Annotated in this window: 18 protein-coding genes; 8 read left to right on the top strand and 10 right to left on the bottom strand. The window is 59.8% G+C overall.

What is annotated here, in order from left to right; all coding sequences use genetic code 11:
• The first annotated feature begins 365 nt into the window (after nucleotides 1-365).
• Nucleotides 366-1,607 (top strand): ABC transporter substrate-binding protein, encoded by a 1,242-nt coding sequence (locus tag BSU04_RS14995; RefSeq protein ID WP_179258326.1) that lies wholly within the window; start codon nucleotides 366-368, stop codon nucleotides 1,605-1,607.
• Nucleotides 1,604-4,558, top strand: coding sequence for a bifunctional diguanylate cyclase/phosphodiesterase (locus tag BSU04_RS15000; protein ID WP_089161339.1), 2,955 nt, complete (start codon nucleotides 1,604-1,606; stop codon nucleotides 4,556-4,558). The genes BSU04_RS14995 and BSU04_RS15000 overlap by 4 nt, the downstream gene beginning before the upstream one ends.
• Before the next feature lie 139 nt (nucleotides 4,559-4,697).
• Here the strand turns inward: BSU04_RS15000 and BSU04_RS15005 are convergent, their stop codons facing one another.
• The 6 genes from BSU04_RS15005 to adh all read right to left on the bottom strand — a co-directional run bounded on the left by BSU04_RS15005 (nucleotide 4,698) and on the right by adh (nucleotide 14,511).
• Nucleotides 4,698-6,782, bottom strand: a complete 2,085-nt coding sequence (locus tag BSU04_RS15005; protein ID WP_089161340.1) for a putative bifunctional diguanylate cyclase/phosphodiesterase — start codon at nucleotides 6,780-6,782, stop codon at nucleotides 4,698-4,700.
• Nucleotides 6,783-7,197: 415 nt separating this feature from the next.
• Nucleotides 7,198-9,000 carry an NAD(P)/FAD-dependent oxidoreductase gene (locus BSU04_RS15010; protein WP_089161341.1) on the bottom strand — a complete coding sequence of 601 codons (1,803 nt, stop codon included), beginning with the start codon at nucleotides 8,998-9,000 and terminating at the stop codon, nucleotides 7,198-7,200.
• A gap of 99 nt (nucleotides 9,001-9,099) precedes the next feature.
• Nucleotides 9,100-10,245, bottom strand: coding sequence for a sigma-54-dependent Fis family transcriptional regulator (locus BSU04_RS15015; RefSeq protein ID WP_089161342.1), 1,146 nt, complete (start codon nucleotides 10,243-10,245; stop codon nucleotides 9,100-9,102).
• 185 nt (nucleotides 10,246-10,430) lie between these two features.
• Entirely contained in the window at nucleotides 10,431-12,413 is a 1,983-nt protein-coding gene (locus BSU04_RS15020; protein WP_373452835.1) for a sigma-54-dependent Fis family transcriptional regulator, read from the bottom strand.
• A gap of 110 nt (nucleotides 12,414-12,523) precedes the next feature.
• A complete protein-coding gene (locus BSU04_RS15025; RefSeq protein WP_089161343.1) occupies nucleotides 12,524-12,916 on the bottom strand; it encodes a DUF779 domain-containing protein in 393 nt (130 codons plus the stop codon).
• Between the two features lie 74 nt (nucleotides 12,917-12,990).
• Nucleotides 12,991-14,511, bottom strand: coding sequence for an aldehyde dehydrogenase (adh, locus tag BSU04_RS15030; RefSeq protein WP_089161344.1), 1,521 nt, complete (start codon nucleotides 14,509-14,511; stop codon nucleotides 12,991-12,993).
• 317 nt (nucleotides 14,512-14,828) lie between these two features.
• On the opposite strand from adh, the gene BSU04_RS15040 reads away from it, so the two are divergent.
• Nucleotides 14,829-15,551, top strand: a complete 723-nt coding sequence (locus tag BSU04_RS15040) for a haloacid dehalogenase type II (protein ID WP_089161346.1) — start codon at nucleotides 14,829-14,831, stop codon at nucleotides 15,549-15,551.
• A 26-nt stretch (nucleotides 15,552-15,577) separates the two neighbouring features.
• Here the strand turns inward: BSU04_RS15040 and BSU04_RS15045 are convergent, their stop codons facing one another.
• From BSU04_RS15045 to araD, 4 genes are all read right to left on the bottom strand, one after another.
• Entirely contained in the window at nucleotides 15,578-16,648 is a 1,071-nt protein-coding gene (locus BSU04_RS15045; protein ID WP_089161347.1) for a LacI family DNA-binding transcriptional regulator, read from the bottom strand.
• A 74-nt stretch (nucleotides 16,649-16,722) separates the two neighbouring features.
• Complete coding sequence (locus tag BSU04_RS15050) at nucleotides 16,723-18,057, bottom strand: MFS transporter (RefSeq protein WP_089161348.1); 1,335 nt, start codon at nucleotides 18,055-18,057, stop codon at nucleotides 16,723-16,725.
• A 49-nt stretch (nucleotides 18,058-18,106) separates the two neighbouring features.
• A complete protein-coding gene (locus BSU04_RS15055) occupies nucleotides 18,107-18,838 on the bottom strand; it encodes a ribonuclease activity regulator RraA (RefSeq protein ID WP_089161349.1) in 732 nt (243 codons plus the stop codon).
• An 18-nt stretch (nucleotides 18,839-18,856) separates the two neighbouring features.
• Nucleotides 18,857-20,650, bottom strand: coding sequence for an L-arabinonate dehydratase (gene araD / locus BSU04_RS15060; RefSeq protein ID WP_256982777.1), 1,794 nt, complete (start codon nucleotides 20,648-20,650; stop codon nucleotides 18,857-18,859).
• A 304-nt stretch (nucleotides 20,651-20,954) separates the two neighbouring features.
• Here araD and BSU04_RS15065 point away from each other — a divergent pair, with 304 nt between their 5' ends.
• The 5 genes from BSU04_RS15065 to BSU04_RS15085 form a co-directional block, all read left to right on the top strand.
• Nucleotides 20,955-22,166, top strand: coding sequence for a putative DNA modification/repair radical SAM protein (locus tag BSU04_RS15065; protein ID WP_089161350.1), 1,212 nt, complete (start codon nucleotides 20,955-20,957; stop codon nucleotides 22,164-22,166).
• A 27-nt stretch (nucleotides 22,167-22,193) separates the two neighbouring features.
• Nucleotides 22,194-23,711, top strand: a complete 1,518-nt coding sequence (locus BSU04_RS15070) for a UdgX family uracil-DNA binding protein (RefSeq protein WP_089161351.1) — start codon at nucleotides 22,194-22,196, stop codon at nucleotides 23,709-23,711.
• A 209-nt stretch (nucleotides 23,712-23,920) separates the two neighbouring features.
• A complete protein-coding gene (locus tag BSU04_RS15075) occupies nucleotides 23,921-24,796 on the top strand; it encodes a helix-turn-helix domain-containing protein (protein ID WP_089161352.1) in 876 nt (291 codons plus the stop codon).
• 87 nt (nucleotides 24,797-24,883) lie between these two features.
• The gene (locus BSU04_RS15080; RefSeq protein WP_089161353.1) at nucleotides 24,884-25,795 is read left to right on the top strand and encodes a PhzF family phenazine biosynthesis protein; all 912 of its coding nucleotides are present in this window, start codon (nucleotides 24,884-24,886) and stop codon (nucleotides 25,793-25,795) included.
• Nucleotides 25,792-26,324 (top strand): RidA family protein (locus BSU04_RS15085; protein WP_089161354.1); only part of this gene is annotated, 533 nt, incomplete at its 3' end. The genes BSU04_RS15080 and BSU04_RS15085, both read left to right, overlap by 4 nt.

The following is a 26,324-nucleotide window of genomic DNA, read 5'->3' on the forward strand; positions in this document are numbered from 1 at the left end:
ACGCGCCAGGCCTTCGCATAACGGATTTAAAACGGATCTACAAACGCCTATTCGCGTCGACTGCTACTCACCATGTCGGGAAGATCCCGGCTCGCGTTAGTTAAAGTATTTGCGTCCGTTGCCGATATTCAATCTAAGCACTGCCCCCGTTCAATTCGCCTTGTCTTTGCGATTTTCCGCTTCAGAGTCGACACCATGGTCATGCCGTTGGCTCTTTCGCGATGCAGGTTCCTGCGGTCAGCTTTCAGGTGCGTCTAAAGTGCCGACTGAAGCCGGGTCGTTTCATCCCGCAACCAAAAAGTAAACCTCAAGTGCGACGAATTGAGCTTGCCTCCCTGCTATCTGCCTTAGTCAGCGTCATTCTCATGTCGTTGTACGGTTGTCACCAGCAAGACCACACCTCTTCGAACACGACCGTTCCGACCCCGACCACCATCACTGCGTTGATATGGGCGCCAGACTGGCCGGAAGAGATGCTTCAGATCGCCGCCGAATTCGGCAAGCTCAATCCGGACATACGCGTGAATGTGCAGTTCATGATCGGCAATTCGGTCGAGGAAAATATCAAGCCCCGGATCGCCTCTGGCAACTTGCCGGATCTGGTCAGTGTCAACCCGAACGCCTACGCGGCCGAATTGGCCGATCAAGGGATCCTGGCGGACGTCGGCGGGACATCGGCATGGAAAAACATGCTCGACCCTCTCAAGGGCGACTGGACCAGTCGCCAGTCCAAAAAATTCGGCATCTCCGGCGGAGTGGCCACGACGCTGATTTACTACAACCAGGACATGTTCGCGAAGGCGGGGATCACGCAACTGCCCACCAATTTCCAGGAGTTCCTGGTAGTTTGCGATAAGCTCAAACGTGCGGGTTTTACACCTGTCATGTGGAACGGCGGCTTCCCGAACATGCTCGGCAACGGTCCCTTCAGTTTCGGCTTTGCCAACAATGTGGTGGCACGGGAGCCGGATTGGAAAAGGAAAATCTCTGACGGCACGCTGGATTTGAACACGCCACAGGTAGCCGATATCTTTGCCAAGATTCTACTGATTGCAGACCGTGGATATGTACAAGAGGGGTTCATGGCGACGGACTACGACCAAGGCATACGTCTGTTCAAGGAAGGCAAGGTTGCGATGGCTTTTCACGGCAGTTGGGCAGCCGGCCTTTTCCTGCACGGCAACCCCTTCGAGGTTGGGGTGTTCATTCCGCCCTGGAACGCGCCGGGCAAGCGGGTGGTGCCTGTGATTGGCAGCGAAACAGGGTTCGCCGTGTGTGAGACGCCCAACAAAGTCGCGGCGACGCGCTTTCTCGAGTTCATCGCCGGGAAGGGGTTCTCCATTCTCCAAAGAAAACGCCAGAACATTCCGCCATTCAAGCAAGTCGACGAAACAATGGTGAGCAACCCGAAGATTGCCGACTATACGAATAGGGTCAGTCGCTTCTCCGTGACCGCCAGCCCGTATTATTCGGTTTTACCCTCCAATTCGATCGAGCGGCTGCATCAGTTGATGCAGGATGTGCTGTTCAAGAAAATCACGCCCAGGCAGGCGGCAAAACGCCTGGATGAATCTGTCAAGAACGAAGCAAAGATGCACTACAAATGAGCTCAATCATGGGTTCGCTGCGAAGCGTTTTCGAATACCTCTCGCTGGATCTGCTGCGCCGGGTCGAAATTCGTTACCGGCTGATCTCCGCATTCATTCTGCTTTCGCTGCTACCCATACTTCTTTCGGGATACTTATCGTATGTGGAATCAACCGCAGCGATCAGGGAGAAAGCGGAAATATTTTCGAAAGAAGTGGTCAAGCAGCTATCCAAGAACGTCCTGCTACGGATGGAGCAGGTCGAGACGGAAAGCAGCTTCCTCGTGCTCTCTGATCGGGTTCAAAGCGCGCTGACGAAGGTCGCAAACGGCAATGCGACGGAGCAGAGCGAGGCGCGCCGGGATATGACCCGGCTGCTCCTGGAGCATTACGGATCGATCGATTTCATCAACCAGAAATATCTGCTCGACAAAAACAACCGCATCATGGACACCCAGGCCTTCGCGCAATTGACCCAGGGTGTGACGCACCTGGTCATGCAGGCTCCCGCTCATAATGGACACCCCTACTGGGGCAGTTACGACAACGGCGTTGGACAACAGAACCTGGGGATGGTCCGAGCCATCATCAGCAAGAGCAACAATCAGCAGATCGGCAATCTGGTTCTGGTGATTCGTCCCGAATATTTCTCGACAATTTTCAATGACGTCGCCTTGGGGAGCGGAACGCAAATCTACGTTCTCGATGCCAACAGCAACAAGCTGATTGTCCGTGCCGACGACACCCCCACGAACACCGGCGAGACGGTCGAACCTGGCCTGATCGATAAAATCGCGCACAACGAGCCATACGGCAAGCCGAGTGGTTTCGTCGCCTTCGAGGACAAGCGCCGCGCGCGCTACTTTGCCGCGTACTCCAGGATTCCCGGTACCACATGGTTTGTGGTCAGCACCATTCCGGAAGCGAAGTTGACGGCACAGGCACAGTCGGTGCGCAACCAGATCGTACTGGTCGGGATCTTGGGCTTCCTGCTTTCGATCTTCCTCGCCTACTTCATTTCCCACAGCATTTCGGCGCCGCTCAAGGAGCTGGTGCGAAAGATGCACGATACAGGCAACGATGCCGGAGCGCAGGCAGACGACGGTGCGCAAGCACTCAACAATGCTCACGGTGAGGACGAGTTAGGCAGACTGGCGCAGCGCTTTGAAAGAATGCGCGAGGCGATCAAGCAGAAGATCCAGAAGATCAACGAGATCAACGCGTCCCTTGAGCAGACCGTCATTGAGCGCACGGCCGAACTCGTTACCAAGGAGCATGAGTCGCGGACCTTGATCGAGAATTCTCCGGACACGATTACCCGCTACGACCGTGACCTCCACCGCATTTATGCCAACCCCGCATTCTGTACCTCGGCGGGTTGCAGCCTCGGCGAATCGCTCGGCAAACGGCCCTCAGAGATCCCCGGCGGCGCGAATGCATTGATCTACGAGATGAAGATTCTAGACGTCATTTCAAACGGGGAAAGTTCGCAGTTCGAACTGAAATGGGTCAGCAGGGACGGACAGGAACAGTGCACCCATATCCGCCTGACTCCGGAGATTGACCGGTCAGGCCAGGTGAGCTCGGTGCTGGCCGTGGGTCGTGATTTATCGGACCGGATGGCATTCGAAGCGACAATCTGGAAACAAGCCAATTTCGATGCGCTGACCCGCCTTCCGAATCGTCAGATGTTCCATGACCGTCTGGACCATGAAGCCAGACTGTCGCGTCGTTCCGGAAAGTGCATGGCCTTGATGCTGATCGACCTGGATCGCTTTAAAGAGGTCAATGACTCCCTGGGGCACGACACAGGAGACATCCTGTTGATCGAGGCCGCCAGGCGCATCACGTCGAGCGTGCGGGAATCGGACACTGTTGCGCGTCTCGGCGGTGACGAGTTCACTGTCATTCTGCCCAACCTGGACGACACCGAAAGCATTGACCGGATCGCACAGGCTATCATCGACAAGTTAGCTGAACCCTTCATGCTCGGCCCGGACGAGGCTTTCATATCTGCCAGCGTCGGCGTGACAATTTACCCCAACGACACCATCGAACTTGATGTCCTTTTCAAGAATGCCGACCAGGCCATGTATGCGGCCAAGAACGCGGGGCGCAATCGTTTCAGCTACTTCACGCCCGACCTGCAAGTGGCGGCAGAAAAGCGCCGGCGTCTCACGAGCGATCTACGCGCCGCGCTGCCTGGCGAGCAGTTCCAGATCTATTACCAGCCCATCGTTGACCTGGCGACTGGAGAAATCTACAAAGCCGAGGCATTGATCCGCTGGCAGCACCCCGAACGCGGCACGATCAGCCCGCTGGATTTCATTCCATTGGCCGAAGACACCGGGCTCATCGTTCCGATCGGAGACTGGATGTTCAGACACGCCGTGCAACAGGCCCGGCAATGGCGCAGCCGATTCCATCCGTCTTTCCAGATCAGCGTCAACGTGTCACCGGTGCAGATTCGCCAAGACAGTCTCTTGTGTGTCCAATGGCCCGAGTATCTGATTCAGGAAGGAATGCCGGGGGAGTGTGTTGCGATTGAAATAACCGAGGGGCTGTTACTGCATGCCGAATCGAAGATTGATGAGAAACTGCTGACCTTTCGCGATGCGGGGATCCGGATCGCGATCGACGACTTCGGGACGGGTTACTCGTCGCTGGCGTATCTCAGGCGCTTCGACATCGATTACCTCAAGATCGACCGTTCATTCGTGCAGAACCTCGCCTTCGATGAAGACAATCAGGCGCTTTGCGAGGCGATGGTCGTACTGGCTCACAAACTGGGATTAAAAGTCATTGCCGAAGGGGTAGAGACGACAGAGCAACGGGATTTCCTCATCGCCGTCGGCTGTGATTTTGCCCAAGGTTTTTTATATTCCGAACCGGTTCCGGCTGATCAATTTGAGGGGTTGGTATGGCCGGCTATCGAGGAGAGACCAGACTGTCTCTCATGTGCTACGTCTTAGGTGGAACGCTCGATCGGTGAACATGCGCATGCGCGCTCGCTTGAGCCAGCACGCCTGACCCAGCCGCTTGAGCATCGCCGTATCAACCCGCTTCTCCTTCGACGGGCGCCAACGCGTCGTCCTCTCTAGCGGAACGGCGTCACGTTGCCTCTTGCAGGACACCGTCTGGCGATAGCACGTCGATCAAGTCATCTGCCGACATCGGATGGCCAAGCAGGAAGCCCTGCAGGCAATCGCAACCAAGGCGGGTCAGGAATTCTTGCTGTGCCCTTGTCTCCACACCCTCCGCCACGATATTCAGATTGAGTGTCTGACCCAGCGCCACGATTGCCGACACAATCGCCGCGTCCTCTGTGTCGCGGGCCAGGTCGCGGATAAACCCACGGTCGATTTTAAGCTCGCTTGCCGGTAGCCGTTTCAGATACAAGAGACTTGAATAGCCGGTGCCAAAATCGTCGATGGAAATACGCACGCCCATATCGTGCAATTGCTGCAGGATTTGCAGGCTTGCATCGACATCGTGCATGGCCGTGGACTCGGTAATCTCGAGCATCAGGGAACTCGGTTCCAGTAGATGGCGCTCCAGGGTCTCCTGGACAGTTCGAATCAGACACGCGTGTCTGAATTGCAATGCCGACAGGTTGACCGCCATGGTCAGGTCGTGGTGGCCGGCGTTGCGCAACACCGCAATCTGCCGGCAGGCCTCGTCGAATACCCATTCGCCAATTGGCACGATCAAGCCGGTTTTCTCCGCCAACGGGATGAACTGGTCCGGCGGAATCAGCCCGCGAGTGGGATGCCGCCAACGCACCAGCGCTTCCACGCCGATTACCGGCCCGTTGGGTGCGGTGAATTTTGGTTGATATTGCAAGATCAGCTGGTTTCGATCAACCGCCGCGCGGAGATCTTGCACGAGCTGTAACTGTTCGTGCACATTGGCGTTCATCGAGGCTTCGAAGAAGCAGTAGGTATTTCGTCCTAGCGCCTTTGCGTGATACATCGCGGCATCCGCATTGATCAGCAACTCCTCCTGATCAGAGCCGTTGCCGGGATACATCGCAATACCAATGCTGGTGGACACCCGCAACTCGCGGCCGGCAAGCTGAAAGGGGTCTCGCGTGACGGCCAATATTTTGTCGGCGAGGGTCGCCGCATCCGCGGGTTCGGCAACCTCCGCGAGCAGCACGAATTCGTCCCCCCCTACACGGGCGATCGTGTCCTGTGATCGGACATTCAGCCCAATACGGTGCGCGACTTCGATCAGCAACAGGTCGCCGACGTGATGGCCGTAGGCGTCATTGACCGCCTTGAACCCGTCCAGGTCCATGAACATCAGGGCGAAGCGGCCATGTTCGCGTTCAGCACTCTGGATCGCCCGACCGAGCCGGTCTTCCAACAGCACGCGATTAGGAAGCTTGGTGAGGGCATCATGCAATGCCAGGTAAGTCAATTCCTGGTTGGCCTCAGCGAGTGAGACCGCCAATATGGCAGTGCGTGACTCCAGCCGAAGGTCAAGAACTGAAATGATCAGGGCAATGGCGAGTACCGCCAGCGTGGCAATAATGATCACGAGCGCCAGCCATCCTGCACTCACGCCTTCACGCACGGCACCGCAAACGCTCCCAAGCGGAAATTGCGCTGCGGCCATGCCCGTGTAGTGCATCACGACAATGGCAAGACCCATCACCACCGCTGCGCCTGCACGCATTTGCCGAACCATGGGTAAAAGCCGGCGCAGGTGGAATGCAATCCATAGCGCCGCGCCCGACGCGAGCATCGCGATGATGACGGAGAGGATAAAAAGGGACGGGACGTAGCTGATTCCGGGCGTCATGCGCAACGCAGCCATGCCCGTATAGTGCATACCCGCGACCCCGGCACCCATTAATACGGCGCCGCTGATCAATCGCGACACAGGCAACTCGTTCTGGCCCACAAGCCACAGCGCGAACGCCGAAGAGGCGATGGCGATCAGAAGCGAGAGTACGGTGATCATCGGGTCATAGCCGAGCGAAATCGGCAAGCTGAAGGCCAGCATGCCGACAAAGTGCATCGACCAGATGCCCGTGCCCATGGCGCACGCGCCGCCTACCAGCCACCCGAAGGCTGCCCGTCCCTGAGAGGTAGAAATTCGGCCCGCCATGTCCAATCCGGTATACGAGGCCAGAATCGCGACGAGCAGCGAGAACAAGACGAGCAAACTATTGTAGCTACCAGCAAGCATGGGGTATTCCGTAAGTGTTGATCCGAACTGCGTGGATCTCTCTCGCCGCGTCCGCGCACAACAGCGCGAGCATCAAGTGATCGTTGAGCGTTAGCCTCCCACGTGAAACACATGCCTGAGGCACGGAGAAGAAGCGGCCATAAGAGCCAACCCGGTGTGCGAAGTCGCCATAGCCGAGTTCACGGCAACGGCTCACGCCTTACCTATAACGACCCGGTGTTCGGAAACTTGAAAGAATCAGGCGCAGGTCGGGTGCCACCGCGCGCCGCAACCCGTGTCGAAACAGCTCTGATACGGTGGTCGCGGGGGCGTGCCGACACATAAAACACACGTGCCCGGCAGCAATCGATAAAGATATCGACCACCGCCGGGCACGTCTGGCGCTCCGTTGCAGAGCGTCAGTTACAGCTAGCCATCACGACAAATGATGCACCTCTTGCAAGCCGAACACCGGCGTTGGGATCCCCTCCATCCGAGCCTTGAGTTGCAGCGATAAATACTGCGAGTAGTGGCGCGATTGATGCAGGTTCCCGCCATGGAACCACAATGCCTGCTGCTGCGTGGGTTTCCACATGTTGCGCTGCTCGCCTTCCCACGGCCCCGGGTCCTTGGTCGTATTCGATCCCAATCCCCACACCTTGCCCACTTTGTCCGCCACCTCGCGCGATATAAGATCCGCAGCCCAGCCGTTCATCGACCCATAACCGGTCGCGTACACAACCAGATCCGCTTCAAGTTCGCTGCCGTCGCTGAGCACGACCGAATGCTCCTTCAACTCGACGACTTCCACACCGCTCTTCAGCTTGATCTTGCCGTCCGCGACGAGGTCCGCGGCACCCACATCAATGTAATAGCCCGATCCGCGCCGGAGATATTTCATGAAGAGGCCCGAGTCATCATCGCCGAAATCAAGCATGAAACCTCTTTTCTCCAGCCGATCATAAAACTCCGCATCACGCACCTTGATCGCCTTGTACACCGGGATCTGGAACTCGTGCAGGATCTTGTACGGAATCGATGCGAACGTGAGGTCGGCCTTCATCGTGGTCATGCCCGCAGCCACCGCGCGTTCGGAGTAGAGATCGCCCAGCGCCAAGTCCATCAGCGAGTCCGACTTGACGATGTGCGTGGACGAACGTTGCACCATGGTCACGTCCACGCCCGCTTCCCACAACGCCCCGCAAATATCGTGCGAAGAATTATTCGCGCCAATCACGACAACTTTCTTGCCCTTGAAAGCGTCCGGTCCCGGATGTTTCGACGAATGATGCTGCTCGCCCTTGAACACATCCATGCCCTTGAATTTTGGCAGATTCGGCTTGCCCGACATGCCGGTGGCGAGCACGAGTTGCTTCGGCCGGAGCGTCAGCTTTTCGCCACCACGGTCGACTTCCACGATCCATTCGCCCGCGGCCTCGTCGTATTGAGCGGACGTGCAAGTGGTCGCCCCCCAGTAGTTCAGCTCCATCACCTTCGTGTACATCTCGAGCCAGTCGCCAATCTTGTCCTTGGGCGAAAACACCGGCCAGTTGTCCGGGAACGGCAGATACGGCATGTGGTCGTACCAGACCGGATCGTGCAGGCACAGTGTTTTATAACGGGCACGCCAGGCGTCGCCGGGCCGCTCGTTCTTGTCGATAATGATCGCCGGCACGCCCAGTTGCCGCAGTCGCGCACCCAACGCAATCCCGCCCTGCCCGCCGCCGACGATCAGGCAATACGGCTGCTTCTCATACCCCAGCGTTTTCTGTTCAGCCTCGCGGTTTTCCTTCCAGCTGGTGCGCTCAGTGCGCGCGCCGTGTTCAGCGCCCATCGGGCGCTTCAGGCCTTTCGTTTCTTCGTGGCCCTTGAGTTCGGTCATGGTCGTGAGCAACGTCCATATCTGTGCGTCCTTCACGCGGATAAAACCCGTGCCGCGCGCGACTCCCGTCTCGAACGTGATCCACGCTTGCGTCACGCCGTCCGCTTCAGTCGCCGTTTCGTTATCGGCAATCTTCAGTTTTGACGGCTTGATCGTGTTCAACTGTGACTCCAGCATCGCGGCAATCTGCTCGCGGCCTTCCATCGTCTTGATGTTCCAGGTAAACGCAACAAGGTCGCGCCAATATCCATCGGGCTGAAATAGCGCAACGGCCGCCGCTGTGTCGCCGCTTTTAAGCGCAGCCTCGAATGTCTCAAGGATGTTGGTGATGGTTTGGTTTGGATTCTGTTCAGACATGGTCGCTCCTCCATGAGATACGGATCACTAAGTATCGATTGGTATCGATTAAGAAAAGACGGGTTCTCTGCCCGCTAAAATAAAAATGCTCATTCGCTGCTAGCGCCTGTGCGGCGCCACTATTCCAAACTTTGCGATGCGGCGGTACAACGTCGCCCGCGATATGCCCAGCGTCTGCGCCGCCATGACGGGGCGCCATTTCGCATCGGTCATCGCTGCAACAATGCGCACGCGTTCCAGTGCTTCGCTTTCAGACAACGCAGGTTGCGTCACGGGTTTGGTGGCTTCGCGTGGTGTCGGCGTCGGGCTTCTGGAAGCGCGCAGGACAGGCGGCCTGACACGCGCATGCAGCGGCGACCCGGAGCCGATCAACCTGAACGAGATGAGGTCGCGTCCGGGGCGTGCATCGAGCAGGCGTTCCGGCCGGATATCGAAGAGTTCGCAGACGTGACGCGGCAACTGATCGAGACCCGGCACACATTCCTTCGCGCGCCGGTTCGCCGCGATCGCGTAACCGCGCGCATCGAAGGCGATAAGAATTTCCGGCTGCGCCTCAACGTAATGCCGGCTGCGATGCGCGAGCAAGACCCAGCAATGCGTGGTCGCGTTGAGGAAGAAACCGTCCTCGATCAGCAACGCGCTTTGCCGCACGATATGGTTGACCAGCCGCTGGCTCTCGCGCTCTTCGGGCGAGCGCACCGCTGACGCATCCAGCACGCCGATCAACTCGCCTTGCACGCCGAAGATAGGCGATGCGCTGCATGTCAGCGTGGTGAACGCCGCGCGGAAATGGTCGGTCTTGTGGACGGTGATCGCCTCGGCGTCGAGCAGCACCGACGCAACGCCGCAAGTCCCCTCTTCACGCTCGGACCAGCATGAACCCGGATACAAACCTGCGCGCTTGAATTCGTGACGGCGATCGCGATCCACCCGGTAGTCGATGGTGACGCCCGCTGCATCGGTCAACATCACGCAGTAATCGGCTTCGCGTACCGTTTCATGCAGTCGCGAAAGACATTGGCCGGATGCACGCAGCACAGTTTCTTCGCGCTGCTGGACATCGCGTAATTCGGGAACGCTCAGGATGCGCGGTCCAATAGTCGCGCCCGGATCGAGATGATATTGCTCAAGCGAGCGCTTATACGATGACGCCAGCCGCGACCCATCGGCACCCGGGCTGCTCATGCGGCCTTCTATCACGTTGCGCACGCGATCGATGTGTCTGGTCTGCGAAACATACGGCATGAAGAGCCTCCGGCGGATTCGGTGCGCTCGCGCCATTCACGACACACTGCAACCCGAAAACTTAAACGCATGGTGACGTTTTAGCATGCGTGCTCTGGGAGATCACACCGCAGTGCACCATCGAAGTTGATGAGACATCTGTCTCACTCATTTGTCTCACTCATTTGTCTCGATCGACGGCGACGTTATCGACGCCGCGTTTGCTCGAGCGCAGCCATCTTCCGGTAGAGCGTGTTACGCGATACGCCAAGCATTCGCGCCGCCGCCGAGACGTTGCCGGAGTGTGTATCGAGCGCTGCCGCGACAGCTGACAACGCGAGATCATCCAGGCGCGCGCTGTCCTTCGCAGACGGCGAAAAAACCGCTTGTGCGTTCTGCGCGTCGCGTTCTTCATCGAAGAAATCTTGCGGCAGATGATCGAGGCCGATACATGTCTCATCGTCGTCGAGCATCGCGCATGCGGTCCTCAGCACGTTCGCGAGCTGCCGGAAGTTTCCTGGCCACGGGTGGCGCGTGAACGCCGCCAGCACCTCAGGTGAAACCCTGATGGGCACACCCGTCGCACGTTCAGCACGCAGGATCTTTTCGACGGTCACGGCCAGATCGGTACGCTGGCGCAACGGCGGCAACGTCACCAGCAGACCGTTGATCCGGTAATAGAGATCCTCGCGGAATTCACCGGCAGTGACGCGCTCGCGCAGATTGCGATTGGTCGCGCAGATCAGGGCGAAATCCACGGGCACGGCGCGCCTGCTGCCAAGCGGCGTCACCATGCGCTCCTGCAGCACACGCAGCAAACGGCTTTGCAATGAGAACGGCATATCGCCTATTTCATCAAGGAACAAGGTGCCGCCATCAGCTTGCAGGATCTTGCCGCAAGCGCCGCGTTTGGACGCGCCGGTGAATGCGCCTTCCTCATAACCGAACAACTCCGCTTCTATCAGCGTGTCCGGGATCGACGCACAATTCAAAGCAACGAACGGCCCGTCGCTACGCGGCGAATCACGATGCACCGCGCTCGCCAGGACATCCTTGCCGGTACCCGTCTCGCCGCCAATCAGGATCGGAATATTTTTACCGATCACCTTGCGCACCCGTTCAACGAGCGCCGCAACCTGGGCGTCTCCGGTCATCAGGTACCGCAAGCCGGACAGTTGCGGCTGCGGTTCGGGAACGCGTTTGCGAGCGACGACATCGATGACATCGTGGCTATCCGTCGAGAGTGCAACGGCCGTCGAGCGCCTCAGATCGGCACTGGCAAATACGTTGACGCCACTGTGCAAACACAGCGAAATCGTGCGTTCGACGGGCGTGCCCACACCGCTGCGGATCCGGTCGAACAACTCACCACACGAGACGTTGAATAACGATGACAAGGTATGCGCGCGCAACGAGGCCAGCGGCAAACCAAACTGAAATTGCGCGCTGCGGTTCGCCGATAGAAATCGGCCATCAGCCCTGAACGCGGCAATGCCTTCCATCAGCGTGCCGATAAACTCCGGACGCCCATGAAAATGGATTTGCAATGCTTCAGGAAAGGCGCTCGTGAACAAATGGTTCTCGATCATCTGCGCGGACATCTTCGCAAGCGCCATCGTGTGACGGCTGTGGCCGCGGCAATCGCCGGTGACGTCGAGAACGCCCAGCAACGCTCCGAATGGATCAAGAATCGGCACGCTGGAGCACGCAAGAAACCGGTTCGCGCGCAGGTAATGCTGGTCGCCGAGCACCATGGTGGCGTCGCCTGCGGCAATGGCCGTGCCTATCGCGTTGGTGCCCTGCTGCTGTTCGCTCCACAACGCGCCGGGGCGCAACGCGACACGGTCGGCACGAGCGAGGAAATCGTCGTCGCCGAGCGAATGCAGGATCAGCCCTTCGGAGTCGGTCAGTACGACCATGCTATGCGTATTGGCAATCTGTCCGTAGAGCGTTTCTATGACGGGCAGCGCATGCGTGGAGAGCGCGCGATTCTGCTCGCGCTTGAGCCGGAGATCAGCTTCGCCGAGCACGCCGTAGTCGGGCCGCATGGTGTCCGACAGGCCAAAGCTGCGGGAACGTTCGTGCGATTGCCTAATGATATCCAGCCCTTCCATGCGGCCGGCATGATCGCTGGCCAGCAGCGCGGATCGGCTTGATGCGCTTGAACGGTCGATAGAAACCGGGTTCATAACCATTGTCTCCTTCGCCAGCATTCGCGGAAAAGGAGTCGGTCGTCAGCTCCGCCCGTCGCGTGGTCGATCGAGACAATGTACCACTGCTACAGTGTTCAACCCCGGGTTTAGCCCGTCACGTGCTCGACCGGATGGCGTTCGAGCCAGCCAGATTCGGTGTCGTCGAAAAGGCGCGACCGGGTGAGAAAACGCAACCCGCTGGGGCGTTCCAGCGAAAACATGCCGCCATTGCCCGGCACGCAATCGATGATCAACTGCGTGTGCTGCCAGTACTCGAATTGCGATTCGCTCATGTAGAACGGCACGCCGGCTAGCGCGCCGAGCTTGACGTCGGACGAACCGACCATGAATTCGGCAACCGGGAAACACATGGGCGCGCTGCCGTCGCAGCAGCCGCCCGACTGATGGAACAATACCTGCCCGTGTTCGGCTTTCAGCTTCTCGATCAACTCGATCGCCGCCGGCGTGGCGACCACGCGCGAAACTTCTTTTTCGGTCATAAGGGTTTCCACTGAATACGCAACATGGCGAGCCGCACAGGCGGCCCGCCATTTCGATCAGATGACTGCTTCGATCAGAAGAAACCAAGCGGCTTCTGGCTATAACTCACCAACAAGTTTTTCGTCTGCTGATAGTGGTCGAGCATCATCTTGTGATTTTCCCGGCCAATGCCTGATTGCTTGTAACCCCCAAACGCCGCATGCGCCGGATACGCGTGATAGCAATTGGTCCACACACGTCCAGCCTGGATGTCGCGGCCGAAACGATAGGCTCGCGTACCATCGCGCGTCCACACGCCCGCGCCGAGGCCATAAAGCGTGTCATTGGCGATTTCCAGCGCCTCTGCCTCATTCTTGAACGTCGTCACAGACAGCACCGGCCCGAAGATTTCCTCCTGGAAGATGCGCATCTTGTTGTGACCGCGGAAGACCGTCGGCTTGATGTAGTAGCCGTTCTTCAACTCGCCGTCGAGCGTATTGCGTTCACCGCCGATCAGGCATTCAGCACCTTCCTGCTTGCCGAGATCGATATACGACAGGATCTTTTCAAGCTGCTCCCGCGAGGCTTGCGCGCCGATCATCGTCTTCGAGTCGAGTGGATGGCCCTGGCTGATGGCCGCCACGCGCTTGAGCGCGCGTTCCATGAAGCGGTCATAGATCGACTCTTCAATCAACGCGCGCGACGGGCACGTGCAGACCTCGCCCTGGTTCAGCGCGAACATGGCAAAACCCTCGAGCGCCTTGTCGAAGTAGCTGTCGTCCGCGTTCATGACATCGGCAAAGAAAATGTTCGGGCTCTTGCCGCCGAGTTCGAGCGTCACCGGAATCAGGTTCTGGCTGGCGTACTGCATGATCAGGCGGCCGGTCGTGGTCTCACCGGTGAACGCAATCTTGGCAATCCGCTTGTTCGATGCCAGCGGTTTGCCTGCCTCCAGCCCAAAACCGTTGACCACGTTCAGCACGCCGGCCGGCAACAGGTCTTCGATCAACTCGAGCAGCACGAGTATTGAAGCGGGCGTTTGTTCCGCCGGCTTCAGCACCACGCAATTGCCCGCAGCAAGTGCAGGCGCGAGTTTCCACACCGCCATCAGGATCGGGAAATTCCACGGGATGATCTGTCCCACCACGCCTAGCGGCTCGTGGAAATGGTACGCGACCGTGTCGTCATCGATCTGCGAAATCGAGCCTTCCTGGGCACGCACGCAACCGGCGAAATAGCGGAAATGATCGATCGCCAACGGGATATCGGCGGCCATTGTTTCGCGTAGCGGTTTGCCGTTGTCGATGGTTTCCGCCACCGCGATGCGCGTCAGATTCGCTTCCATCCGATCCGCGATCTTGTTCAGGATGTTCGCTCGCTCGGCGGGCGACGTCTTGCCCCAGGCGGTCTTGGCTTTGTGCGCTGCATCGAGCGCGAGTTCAATATCAGCTTCGCGTGAGCGCGGGATGGAGGTGAACGCTTCGCCCGTGATTGGCGAAATATTATCGAAATACTCACCACCTAACGGCTTGACCCATTGACCACCAATGAAATTGCCATACTGCTTTTTATACGGGAAGTCAGTGTTCAAAAATTGCATCTCGGCGTGATTCATGTGCGTGCTCCTCGCATGTCGGTGAGAATGACCGCCGCGACTATGATTGCCGCGACCGGTGGGAACATGCTTGCGAGATGCGTGCCAATGGGTGAGCCGCAGATGGGCAAAGGCGGCGGGCGGTATGCGCTTGCCCACGAGCATGATCATGCGTTCCGTTTCGGAACACGTGCATCGACAATCGCGTTGAAACGGAACAGCGCGGTGGCGCAATGCGTGAGCACGACGCGCGGTGGATTTATTGTGCAAACTATGGGTTCGACCGTTAAGCACGGCGGTGGCGTTTCGTCATAGGTAGAACTAGAGAGAGGCACGCGATGGCATTGATCGGCGTTAAAGCATTCGTATTCGATGTATTCGGCACCGTCGTGGATTGGCGCGGCGGCGTGGCGCATGACGCGGCGCTGTTTCTGGCGCGGCATAAGATCGATGGCGTCGCCACGTCTGAATTCGCCGATGCCTGGCGTCGCCGGTATGGCCCTGCCATGGAGGAAGTGCGCAGCGGCCGGAGAGCATTTGTCCGGCTCGACGTGTTGCACCGCGAGAATCTACTGGCGGTGCTGGGGGACTACGGAGTTGATGCAGCAAGCATTCCAGCGGAGGAAGTGGATGGACTGAATCTGGCATGGCATCGGCTCGATCCATGGCCCGATTCGCTGAGCGGCCTCACGCGGCTCAAGGCCACGCGCATCATTGCGCCGCTTTCGAACGGCAACATCGTGCTGATGCTGGACATGGCGAAACGCGCCGGCATTCCGTGGGACGCAATTCTGGGTGCGGAAGTCGTGCAGGCGTACAAGCCGATGCCCGAAGCGTATTTGCGAACTGCCGACGTACTGGGTCTGCGGCCGGAGCAAATGTGCCTGGTCGCCGCGCACAACAGCGATCTAGCGGCTGCGAGGCAATGCGGATACAAGACGGCGTTTGTTGCGCGCCCGACGGAACATGGGCCGGGGCAAACCACGGACTTGAAGGCGGAAGCGGACTGGGACGTGATCGCGCGTGACTTCAATGACCTGGCGGATAAGGTGGGGGCTTAGGGCGGCTGAGGGTGGCTTAAACTGCCTCAAACCGTCTGCCGCTCGACAATATGAAACCCTACATCAACCACGTTCGCTTCGGTCAAGCCTTTCAGGCGCTCTAACAAACAGCGTGCTGCGCTCACGCCAATTCGCGTGCCGTCCACGCCCACGGTCGTCAATTGCGGGCTCGTTTCAGAAGCGAACTCCAGATCGCCGAAACCGCAGATGGCCAGTTGCGACGGCACGTCGATACCCCGGCGTTTCGCCTCGCCAAGCACGCCGATAGCAAGCAGGTCCGAGCCGCAGAAAACCGCATCGAGTGCAGGCATCTGTTCAATAAGCTTGGGCAACGCGGCCTTGCCAATCGATACCGAACTGGGCGGCGCAACTATCACGTTCGCCACATCATGAATCCCTGCGCGTGCCAACCGCTCCCGAAAGCCGGTAATACGTGCAATTGCGCGATCATCGTTGGCCGACACCAGTCCCGGATGCGAAATACCTCGCGCGAGGAACCGCTGCGCAACCGCAACGCCTACATCGTAATGCGAGAAACCAACGAGCATATCGATCGGCGTCTGCGTCATGTCCCACGTTTCCACAATCGGAATGCCGACATTACGCAACCGTTCGCGCAACGAATCCGTGTGCGCCACGCCCGTCAACAATACCCCTTCAGGGCGTCGGCTCAAGACGGCATCAAGCAGCGTTTCCTCACTGGAATCGCTATAGCCGCTCAACGCAAGCAGCACCTGATAACCGGCCTTCGACATGGTCTCGCTGAACACCTGAATAGTCTCGGAGAACAACGAGTGGGCAATGGTCGGGACGATCGCCGCGATCAGCCGCGACTTCGACGAAGACAACCCGCCCGCCAGCCGGTTAGGCACATAACCCAGCTTCTGGACAACCTGACGCACGCGCTCGAGCGTTTCCGGCGCGACCGAGTCCGGATTGTTGAAGACGCGCGATACCGTGATGGGCGAGACGCCCGCCACGGCCGCTACGTCGGTGATGCGCAGCCCTTTCGGACCACCGCGCGAGCGCTTGACGGGCGCAGGCGGGGCTTCGTCCTGGGCGTCGATAGGATAGGCGGTCGGCTTGTCGTTCGGCATGGTTCGCTTGGTTACAGGAGGGCTTGACGCCGGTATTGTAGACAACGCCGACCGGCCTCGTCGCAGGAACGGTCCTATGTCGCTTCCACCCTCCTTCGAGTACTCGCCTCCTGCGTACCGTCATGGCGATTGCGCCGAATCAAAATCAGCGTGACAACGCCGAAAGTAAAGAGACACGCAGCAGGGATCAGCATGGGCGCCTTCGTGCTGCCACTCACCTGCCGGACCCATGGCACCAGATTCTGCGCGATAAAACCGCCCACGTTACCGAGCGAATTGATCGCCGCGATACCGGCTGCCGCACGCGCGCCGGTCAGGAACTTCGACGGCAGCGTCCAGAAACACGGCAGGAGCAAATACATGCACGGCGCGCCAAGACTCAACGCAATGAAACGCAACGTGTTGGTCGGCAGGAACACGCTGCCGAGAAAGAACATCACGCCGAGTACCGACGCACAGAGCATCGCGGTCATCGTGCGGTCGGCCGCGCGCAACTTCGACGGCAACCACGCGAGCACGATAGTCGCGAGCAGCCATGGCACGATGTTGATCAGGCCGTTGACCGTATTGCTGACACCGAACCCCTTGACGAGCGTTGGCAGCCAGTAGCTCACGCCATACACCGACATGGACAGCATCATGTAATACAGCGCCATGCCAATCACGCGCGGTTCCGTCAACACGCTCAGGAACTTTGTCTTGCCCGCTTCGGTCTGCGCTGCGAGAGCGCGCTCATTGTCGAGCGTATCGGCCAGCCATGTCTTTTCTGCATCCGACATGAATTTCGCTTTGAGCGGAGACGCAGGCAGATACAAGAGCACGACAGCGGTCAGAAGAATGGATGGTATGCCCGTGACAATGAACACGAGCTGCCAGCCTTGCAGACCGAAGAGTCCACCCTTGTCCAACAGCCAGCCGCAAATAGGCGCACCAATCATGTTGCCCAGGCTGCTGCCCACCGTGAAATACCCCAGCATCCGCACCCGATGCCGCGATGGAAACCACAAGGTCAGGTAATAAATCACGCCGGGATAAAGCCCGGCTTCGGACGCACCGAGGAGGAAGCGCAGCACGTAGAACGTCGTGGCGTTTTTCGTGAACGCGAGCAGCACGGTGACAATGCCCCACGTCAGCATGATCCGTGCGATCCAGCGCGGCGCGCCGTACTTGTGCAGCAGCACGTTGCTCGGCACTTCGAAGATCAGATAGCCGATGAAAAACAAGGACGCGCCAAGCCCATACGCCACTTCGCTCAAACCGAGACTGCCCAGCATCTGCAGCTTGGCGAAGCTGATATTCGAACGGTCGATATACGCGATCAGATAGAGCAGGCCAAGCAGCGGCATCAGCCTGAATGCCAGCCGGTTGATCAGTGGTATTTCGTCTATCGCTTGCGGAACAGTATTCACCGTGTCTCCTGCGCCCGCTGCGTGACAGCGAGCCGTTGCCTATACGTCGTTATTTTTTCGCACGCCATTGCGCATAGGCCGCCAGCGTTTCCTCATTCGGCGGATAGGTGCCGCGCAACGGCCTGCCTTCATCAATACGTTGCGAGATGAAGACTTCCAGTTGCTCCTGCTCGGTCGCATCCCGCGCCACGTCTTCCGCCATTTCATGCGGCACGATCACGACGCCGTCCACATCGGCGACAACAATATCGCCGGGGTACACCGCGACTCCGCCGCATGCTATCGGCACGTTCATATCTACCGCGTGATGTTTGGCGAGGTTCAGCGGCGCGCTCGCGCCCGCGCACCACAGCGGCAGGCCGAGGCCGGAAATCGTACCGCTATCGCGCACGGCGCCGTCGGAGACCATGCCTGCCACGCCACGCTTTGCCAGCCGGAGCGCGAGAATCGATCCCACCGATGCCACCGAACGGTCCCCGCGACAGTCCTGGACCAGCACGCTGCCGGGCGGCGCGCTCTCCACCGCCTTGCGCTGCGGATGGTCGGGGTCCTGGAACACGCCCACGTGATCGAGGTCTTCACGCGCCGGAATATTGCGCAGCGTGAATGCCGGTCCAACCAGGTTCGGTGCGCCGGGTGCGGGTTTGACGAGCGGTGCGACGCCTTGCAAAAACACGTTGCGCAAACCGCGTTTGAACAACTGCGTGGTAAGCGTAGCCGTGCTGACGTGGCGCAACAGTTCCAGCGCTGCGCTGCTGACGGGGGTATCGGATGGGTTCATAAGGAATGCTTTGTAAGGTTAGTGGATCTCGGGTTCGTCGCGATGCGCACCCGTCGTTGCTGCCACAGTCTCCGACGACGCGGCCACCGGTTCTTCGAGAAAATCGAAGTCGCAGCCCTTGTTTGCCTGCGTGACGTGAAGCTGATGCATCACGCCAAAGCCGCGCTCGAACGGACGTTTCGGCGCCTTCCACGCTTGCCTGCGAATGGCGAGCTCTTCGTCACTGACATCGAGATGAAGACGTCGGCCGGGCACATCGAGCTCGATCATGTCGCCGTCTTTCACCAGAGCGAGCGGACCACCAACAAACGATTCCGGCGCCACATGCAGCACGCACGCGCCGTAGCTCGTGCCGCTCATGCGGGCGTCCGAGATTCGCACCATGTCTCTTATGCCTTGCTTCAGCAGCTTCTGCGGGATCGGCAGCTGGCCCCACTCGGGCATGCCGGGCGCACCCACTGGACCCGCGTGTTGCAGCACGATCACGGACTCGGCGGTGATGTCGAGTTCTTCGCTGTCGATGCGCGCCGCCATATCGGCGTAATCCTTGAATACGACGGCCGGTCCGCGCGCCTTCAGCAGATGCTGCTCCATGGCGGCCGGCTTGATGACAGCGCCATCCGGGGCCAGGTTGCCGGTCAGCACGGCAAGGCCGTCGCGTTCCACCAGCGGGTTGGCGCGTTTGCGGATCACGTCTTCGTCGAAGATCTCCGCGCCCGCGATGTTTTCGCCGAGCGTCGACCCGCTCACCGTCATCTGCGTGCCGTCGATCAGGCTGCCCAGTTCCACAAGCAATGCGCGCAAACCGCCCGCGTAGAAGAAGTCTTCCATCAGGTATTTGCCGGCGGGGCGCAGGTTCGCCAGCACTGGCGTGATGCGTGCGAGTTCATCGAAGCGCGCGGTGGTCAGGTCGATACCCGCCCGGCGCGCGACCGCCACCAGATGCACGATCGCGTTCGTGGAGCCGGACATGGAAAGCACGGTGGTGACGGCGTTATCGAAGGATTTTGCGGTCAGGATGTCCGACGGTTTCTGGTCGGTCCAGACCATCTCCACAATCCGCTGTCCGGTCAGCGACGCGAACTGCGCGTGACGCGAATCGACTGCGGGTATCGACGAAAAGCCGGGCAGCGTCAGGCCAAGCGATTCCGTGGCGGTAGTCATGGTCGATGCCGTGCCCATGGTCATGCAGTGGCCCGGCGAGCGCGCAATGCCGCTTTCGATGCCTTTCCATTCTTCTTCCGTGATCTTCCCGGCGCGCAGTTCCGCCCAGTATTTCCACGTGTCCGAGCCGCTGCCGAGCGTGCGGCCGTTCCAGTTGCCGCGCAGCATCGGGCCGGCCGGCAGATAAATACTCGGCAGGTTCATGCTGATCGCACCCATCAGCAGGCCGGGGGTAGTCTTGTCGCAGCCGCCCATCAGCACGCAGCCGTCGAACTGATACGACTTCAGCAGCTCCTCGGTTTCCATCGCGAGGAAGTTTCGATACAGCATGGTGGTCGGTTTCTGGAACGGCTCGGCAAGCGTCATCACGGGCATTTCGACCGGGAAGCCTCCAGCCTGCCAGACACCGCGCTTGACCTCCTCCACGCGTTGCTTGAAGTGCGTGTGGCACGAGTTGAGCTCGCTCCATGTATTGACGATGGCAATGACCGGCTTGCCCATGTAATCGGTCGGGTGATAGCCCATTTGCGCCGTGCGCGAACGGTGTCCGAACGAGCGCAGGTCGTTCACGCCATACCAGCGGAAGCTGCGCAATTGTTCTGGGGTCTTGCGGGGGGGTACGGAATTCGGGGGCAAATTCGAGGACAAGCTGGTTCTCCTTGGTAGCGCTATCAATACGCTCTTGAAGGAGCGAATGGTAGCGCTATCATTGCCAAGCGTCCGTAAGGGATTTCACGCATAAGAGGGATGAGAGTCTTCTCTGGGACGGCTCTCGCCTCTCATTCCCTCTTTTGACTATCACCGCCTTCGGGGTAACTGGCCAGCACAAATCGATCATCCCAAGCCGATCCGGCAGGACTTCAGCATCAGGGACGCAAGCGCGAAAAAAACCTTGCGTCGCCCAGACATCCTCTTACAATACTGTATATATATACAGTAAAGCGCTGACGAAATGGAACTGCTCAAGAAGCTCGAAGTGCTGGCAGATGCGGCGAAATACGACGCTTCTTGCGCCAGCAGCGGCGCGCCGAAGCGCAGTTCGCGAGGAGGCACAGGGCTAGGAACAAGCACGGGCGCCGGTATCTGTCACAGCTTCACGCCGGATGGCCGCTGCGTGTCGCTACTGAAAATCCTCCTGACGAATTTCTGCCTGTATGACTGTCAGTACTGCGTCAACCGTCGGTCCAGCAACGTACCGCGTGCGCGCTTCACGCCTGAGGAAGTGGTGGACCTGACACTGGATTTTTATCGGCGCAACTATATCGACGGCCTGTTTTTAAGTTCCGGCATCATCCAGTCGTCGAACTACACCATGGAGCAACTCGTTCGCGTTGCGCAGTCATTGCGTGAGGACCATCAGTTCCGCGGCTACTTGCACCTGAAGACCATTCCCGACGCTGATCCGGAACTGATCGCACAGGCCGGAAAATATGCTGACCGGTTAAGTGTCAATATTGAACTGCCGACCGAGGTCAGCCTCGAACAGCTCGCGCCTGAGAAGAGTGTGCGCACGATCAAGCTGGCCATGAGTTCAATCCGACTCGGACAGGAAGAAGCGCTCAGCGACAAAAAAGCGCCTAAATTCGCACCCGCTGGTCAAAGTACGCAGATGATCGTCGGTGCAGACACGACGGACGACCGTACCATCTTGCGCACAGCTGAAACGCTGTACGGGTCGTATAAATTGAAGCGGGTTTACTACTCGGCGTTCAGCCCGATCCCGGACAGTCCTTCCGCCCTGCCCTCGCAGGCGCCGCCGCTGTTGCGCGAGCACAGGCTTTATCAGGCTGACTTCCTGATGCGCGGTTACGGCTTCAACGTGGCCGAACTGTTCGGTGATACCGGCTCGCTGTCGCTTGATATCGACCCGAAGCTTGCGTGGGCGCTGTCTCATCGGCATCAATTTCCAGTCGATCTTAATCGCGCGCCGCTTCGCATGATTGCACGCGTGCCAGGAATCGGCATGCGCAATGCCCAACGGCTGGTGGAGCTGCGCCGCTCGCGAGCTGTGCGTTACCAGGATCTGGTGCAGTTGCGCTGTTCGATGGCAAAGATCAAGCCGTTTATCGTCACACAGGATTATCGGGCTCCATTGAAGGACGTGTCGTCGGAACAGCTGCGGCGAGTGCTGACGCCGCCACCTGTGCAGCTTGCGCTGCTGTGAGCGCGCATGTTACCGAGCGGGCATTCGATGCAAACCATTGCCATCGAGAACACGTATAGCGCGTGGCGCGCCGCCGCCCTGCGGATGCTCGCGGCAAACGTGTCCCCGGAAGCCATCGACTGGCGGGTTGACGACTTGGAGCATGGCGCTGCGAGCGGTCATTTGGAGCCAACCAGCGGTTCGTTCGATTTCAACGCGAATCAGACCGGCAATGACGAGGCGGTGTCCGCGTTGCGTCCTGTCGAGTCTGCGGAGCCGTCACTGGTAGTGAATATTTCGAAAACACTTGCGGCCCAACTCAGCGATGCCGCGCTATATCGGGATCCACGTCGCTGGGCGTTTCTGTATAAGGTCATGTGGCGATGGCACCAGGGCGATCGCGCCGTGGCATCGCCTGCCGACGTCGATGGTGCACGCCTGCAGCACATGGCAAAAGCGGTTCGACGTGACAAACACGACATGATCGCGTACGTGCGCTTTCGCCAGTGTGCGCAACATGCCGCGGGCGAGCCGGAGTACGTCGCCTGGTATGAACCCGCGCACGACATCCTCGCGTGGGGCGCCGAGCAGTTCGCCCAGCGCATGGGCCGCTCGACCTGGCTGATCGCCACGCCATTGGGCGCTGCATCGTGGGACGGCGTCACATTGCATCTGAAATACGGTCATGCGCAGCGCAGCCCGATTGCACCTGACGCCGCCGAAGCGCTCTGGCTCGCGTATTACCGCAGCACCTTCAATCCGGCGCGGCTGAATGAGTCGGCCCTGCATCAGCACATGCCGGTTCGTTACTGGAAGGGACTACCTGAAGGCATGCTGATTCCATCAATGATCAGCGAAGCGAAGAGTGGTGCTCGACGGCTTGCGCAAGCGAGCGGCATCGGTGCGCTGGATGGGAAAGCCATTTCTATCGAAGCCGAAGCGGCGCAGCCGTCGCGAAGCGCGCCTGGTTCGCTCGACGCGTGCCGCCGCTGCGAGCTGTGGCAGCACGCAACGCAGGCCGTGGAGGGCGAAGGTCCGGCGGATGCGCGCATCGTATTGCTGGGCGAACAGCCTGGAGACCAGGAGGACCTGAGCGGCAAACCATTTGTAGGACCAGCGGGCCAACTGCTTGACGAGGCCATTCAGCGCGCGGGGTTGCGTCGTAGCGATCTCTATCTCACGAATGCGGTCAAACACTTCAAGTGGACACCACGGGGCAAACGCCGGCTGCACAAAACGCCGGCGCAGCGCGAAGTGCAGGCTTGCGCGGTTTGGCTTGAAGGTGAGTTGCAACGCGTTCGACCCGCTGTCATTGTCACGTTAGGGGCGACGGCGCTGAGCGCATTGCTTGGTGAAAAGGTCAGTTTGCAAGGGTATCTCGGCGATTCGTTCGAACTGAATGGCATGCGGGTGATCCCAACCTATCATCCGTCGTTTGCACTGCGTCGGGATGACGTGGGAGGACGTGAGCAGGTCGCCCTGGCGATCAGCGATGCGTTGGCGCGCGCGCGAGACCTGACGAATTGGCGCGCTGACCGGCCTGTGGGCGATCAGGGAAGCTTATGACAGTGGTACAGAACTGAGGGGTTGTTTGCAAATAGCGGTCCATCCCGCATTGATGACAACCGGAATATCCCGCCGTATTTTGCGCTGCTATCCTCGCCAGATCCCGTTCATGCCGGGCCGATGCTGTCCTGACCGCATGCGCGACGCGGATTCCTTGCAAAACCGGCCAGCGGTATGACACCCACTTAAACTCGCATGGGAGGTTCGCCATGCTGCGATCGTTCGACCAACTCTGTCACCCGGCCGACAAGGGCCTGCTGGTCGCCGCCGACCAAGGCCACGCGACGCTTACCGGCGGCGGCACCTACGCGATGCCGTGGCACTGGCACGACTGCCTGATGTTCATCCTGCCAAGCCACGGCGCGGTCGAGCTCCGGCACGAAGACCAGCGCGCGGGCACCTGGCTGTCGCAGGATCGCTTCGCCGTGGTGCCCTCGGGACGGGCGCATCAAACCCGTGCAGGATTCGCCACGCACACCCACGTCGCCGTCTACGTGACCGACGACGCGCTGCAACAGCTTGACACCGGAATTGGCTCACTCGGCGAATTCCGTCGTCGCACGCGCGTCCCGCTCCTCGTGCGCCGAACCGCCGCCATTCGTGCGCTGCAGGAAATCTCGCTGCGCAACGACATGGGCACCTATGGCGGCCCGACGATCCGCCAGGCCTTGTCGTCGGCTTTGCTGATGCAGTGCATTGGCGAGGTCATCGCCGGCGAGACGGTGCCGGGCACTTCACCCCGAGAGCACGGCATGGCGCTCGTTGCCGAACTCGAAGCCTTCATTACCCGCCATGCCGACCAGGACATCCCGCTCGACGCCCTGGAACAACGCTTCGGCATCTCCCGCCGTCACATTACGCGCCTGTTCCGCGAAGGCACCGGCCTCTCGATCGGCGAGTTCCAGCAGCGCACGCGTTACGAGAATGCCCGCCGGCTGCTCGCCGAGACGGACCTGCCGGTCGGCGAGATAGCTTTCCGTGTCGGTTTCGAAAGCGGCGCGGCCCTCGCGCGCGCCATGCGCCGGATTGGCGACCATTCGCCCTCTGACCTGCGTACCGGCATGGCCCGTTCGGTCAAAAGGTAAGGCCCGTTCGAGCGCGCGGCGCCGCGCCGATCCCCGTAATCTGACTGGATGGAAACACGCACCCCGGTCAGCGGGGTTCATCCCGTCATGCCTCAGCGTCACTCAGTCGAACTTGTCAGCGTGTTTGCCGCCGGTCCCGGCGGCGGCAACCCGGCGCCCATCGTGGTTGATGCCACCGGTATGTCCGACACGCAAATGCAGGCGGTGGCCCAGCGCTACGGCCACGAAAGCGGCTTCGTCCTGCCGCCCCCGCCAGGCTCTGACTGCGACTACGAGTTTCGCTTCTGGGTCCCCAACCACGAAATGCCGATGTGCGGGCACGCCACGGTCGGTGCGGTCTGGCTGCTCCATCAAAGCGGGCGATTGCAGCGCGACCGGCTGACCATCCAGACCCGTAGCGGCAAGGTCGGAGTTCGCATCACCGGGCAAACCGCCGAAGGCGCCGCGGTCGAAATTTCTCAACCCGCAGGCCGTATCGATGCATTGTCGGAAGCGCGACTCAGCCGGGACGAGATCCTCGATGTGCTCGGCATCAGCGCCGCGCAACTCGCGCCGCTTCCAATCCAGAACGCCTGTACAAGCCGGGGCAAGACGCTGATTCCGCTCGCGAGCACTGCTGACCTCGATAACCTTCAGCCGCGCTTCGAGAAAATCGAGGCGCTGTGCGAGCGAATCGGTTCCACCGGCCTTTATCCCTACGCCACCTTCGACGCGGACCGGCAAATCTTCGACGCCCGGCAGTTTCCGCGTGCCTCGGGTTATCCGGAAGATGCGGCCACCGGAATCGCGGCCTCTGCCTTGTCTTTCGGCCTCCTGACCAATGGCATGGTTGAAGCCTCCGAACGGACCATCACGATCCGCCAGGGACGCGCGATGAAACGCCCGTCGCAGATCTCGGTGCGCTTCAGTTTCGACGCGGGCCTCGAGCGTAGCCACCCGGACGGCTGCTGGCTCGGCGGCCCGGTGTGCTTCGAAGCGCACGCCGGAGCCCCATCATGACGATCGATATCGCCAGGCGGCTGGCGCAACTTGGCTTGACGCTGCCCGATGCGCCATCGCCGCGAGGCGTCTACGTCGGTGCGGTGATCCACAACGGCATCGCTTATATCAGCGGTCAGGTAAGTCGCGTTGGCGACGAGATCATCACCGGACCAGTCGATCACGATACGCCGCCCGGCGTCATCCGGCTCGCGGCACGGACTTGCGTGCTACGTGCGCTGAGCGTGCTCGTTGCAACGCTGCCGGCCGCGACCTCATTCGATCGCATCCTGTTCCTGCGCGGCTTCGTCAATGCCGTGGCCGGCTTCGTGAACCATAGCCAAGTCATGGATGAGGCCTCGACCCTCCTCCACGACATCTTCGGCGAAAGCGGCCGGCATGCGAGATCCGCGCTCGGTGTTGCAAGCCTGCCAGGCAACGGCTTGCTCGAAATCGAACTCACGGTCGCGCTGACCTCCGTGCCTCGTGACCGTCCACAAGAACACGTCGGCGGGCGGCGTCGGCACCAAGCAATAAAACACAAGCCATA

The organism is Caballeronia sordidicola (assembly GCF_002220365.1).
GTDB lineage: Bacteria > Pseudomonadota > Gammaproteobacteria > Burkholderiales > Burkholderiaceae > Caballeronia > Caballeronia sordidicola_C.

Excerpts from the sequence above, each read along its gene's own strand:
- BSU04_RS14995 (WP_179258326.1), top strand. The coding sequence starts at position 366 with ATGTCGTTGTACGGTTGTCACCAGCAAGACCACACCTCTTCGAACACG.
- BSU04_RS15000 (WP_089161339.1), top strand. The coding sequence starts at position 1,604 with ATGAGCTCAATCATGGGTTCGCTGCGAAGCGTTTTCGAATACCTCTCG.
- BSU04_RS15005 (WP_089161340.1), bottom strand. The coding sequence starts at position 6,782 with ATGCTTGCTGGTAGCTACAATAGTTTGCTCGTCTTGTTCTCGCTGCTC.
- BSU04_RS15010 (WP_089161341.1), bottom strand. The coding sequence starts at position 9,000 with ATGTCTGAACAGAATCCAAACCAAACCATCACCAACATCCTTGAGACA.
- BSU04_RS15015 (WP_089161342.1), bottom strand. The coding sequence starts at position 10,245 with ATGCCGTATGTTTCGCAGACCAGACACATCGATCGCGTGCGCAACGTG.
- BSU04_RS15020 (WP_373452835.1), bottom strand. The coding sequence starts at position 12,413 with ATGAACCCGGTTTCTATCGACCGTTCAAGCGCATCAAGCCGATCCGCG.
- BSU04_RS15025 (WP_089161343.1), bottom strand. The coding sequence starts at position 12,916 with ATGACCGAAAAAGAAGTTTCGCGCGTGGTCGCCACGCCGGCGGCGATC.
- adh (WP_089161344.1), bottom strand. The coding sequence starts at position 14,511 with ATGAATCACGCCGAGATGCAATTTTTGAACACTGACTTCCCGTATAAA.
- BSU04_RS15040 (WP_089161346.1), top strand. The coding sequence starts at position 14,829 with ATGGCATTGATCGGCGTTAAAGCATTCGTATTCGATGTATTCGGCACC.
- BSU04_RS15045 (WP_089161347.1), bottom strand. The coding sequence starts at position 16,648 with ATGCCGAACGACAAGCCGACCGCCTATCCTATCGACGCCCAGGACGAA.
- BSU04_RS15055 (WP_089161349.1), bottom strand. The coding sequence starts at position 18,838 with ATGAACCCATCCGATACCCCCGTCAGCAGCGCAGCGCTGGAACTGTTG.
- BSU04_RS15065 (WP_089161350.1), top strand. The coding sequence starts at position 20,955 with ATGGAACTGCTCAAGAAGCTCGAAGTGCTGGCAGATGCGGCGAAATAC.
- BSU04_RS15070 (WP_089161351.1), top strand. The coding sequence starts at position 22,194 with ATGCAAACCATTGCCATCGAGAACACGTATAGCGCGTGGCGCGCCGCC.
- BSU04_RS15075 (WP_089161352.1), top strand. The coding sequence starts at position 23,921 with ATGCTGCGATCGTTCGACCAACTCTGTCACCCGGCCGACAAGGGCCTG.
- BSU04_RS15080 (WP_089161353.1), top strand. The coding sequence starts at position 24,884 with ATGCCTCAGCGTCACTCAGTCGAACTTGTCAGCGTGTTTGCCGCCGGT.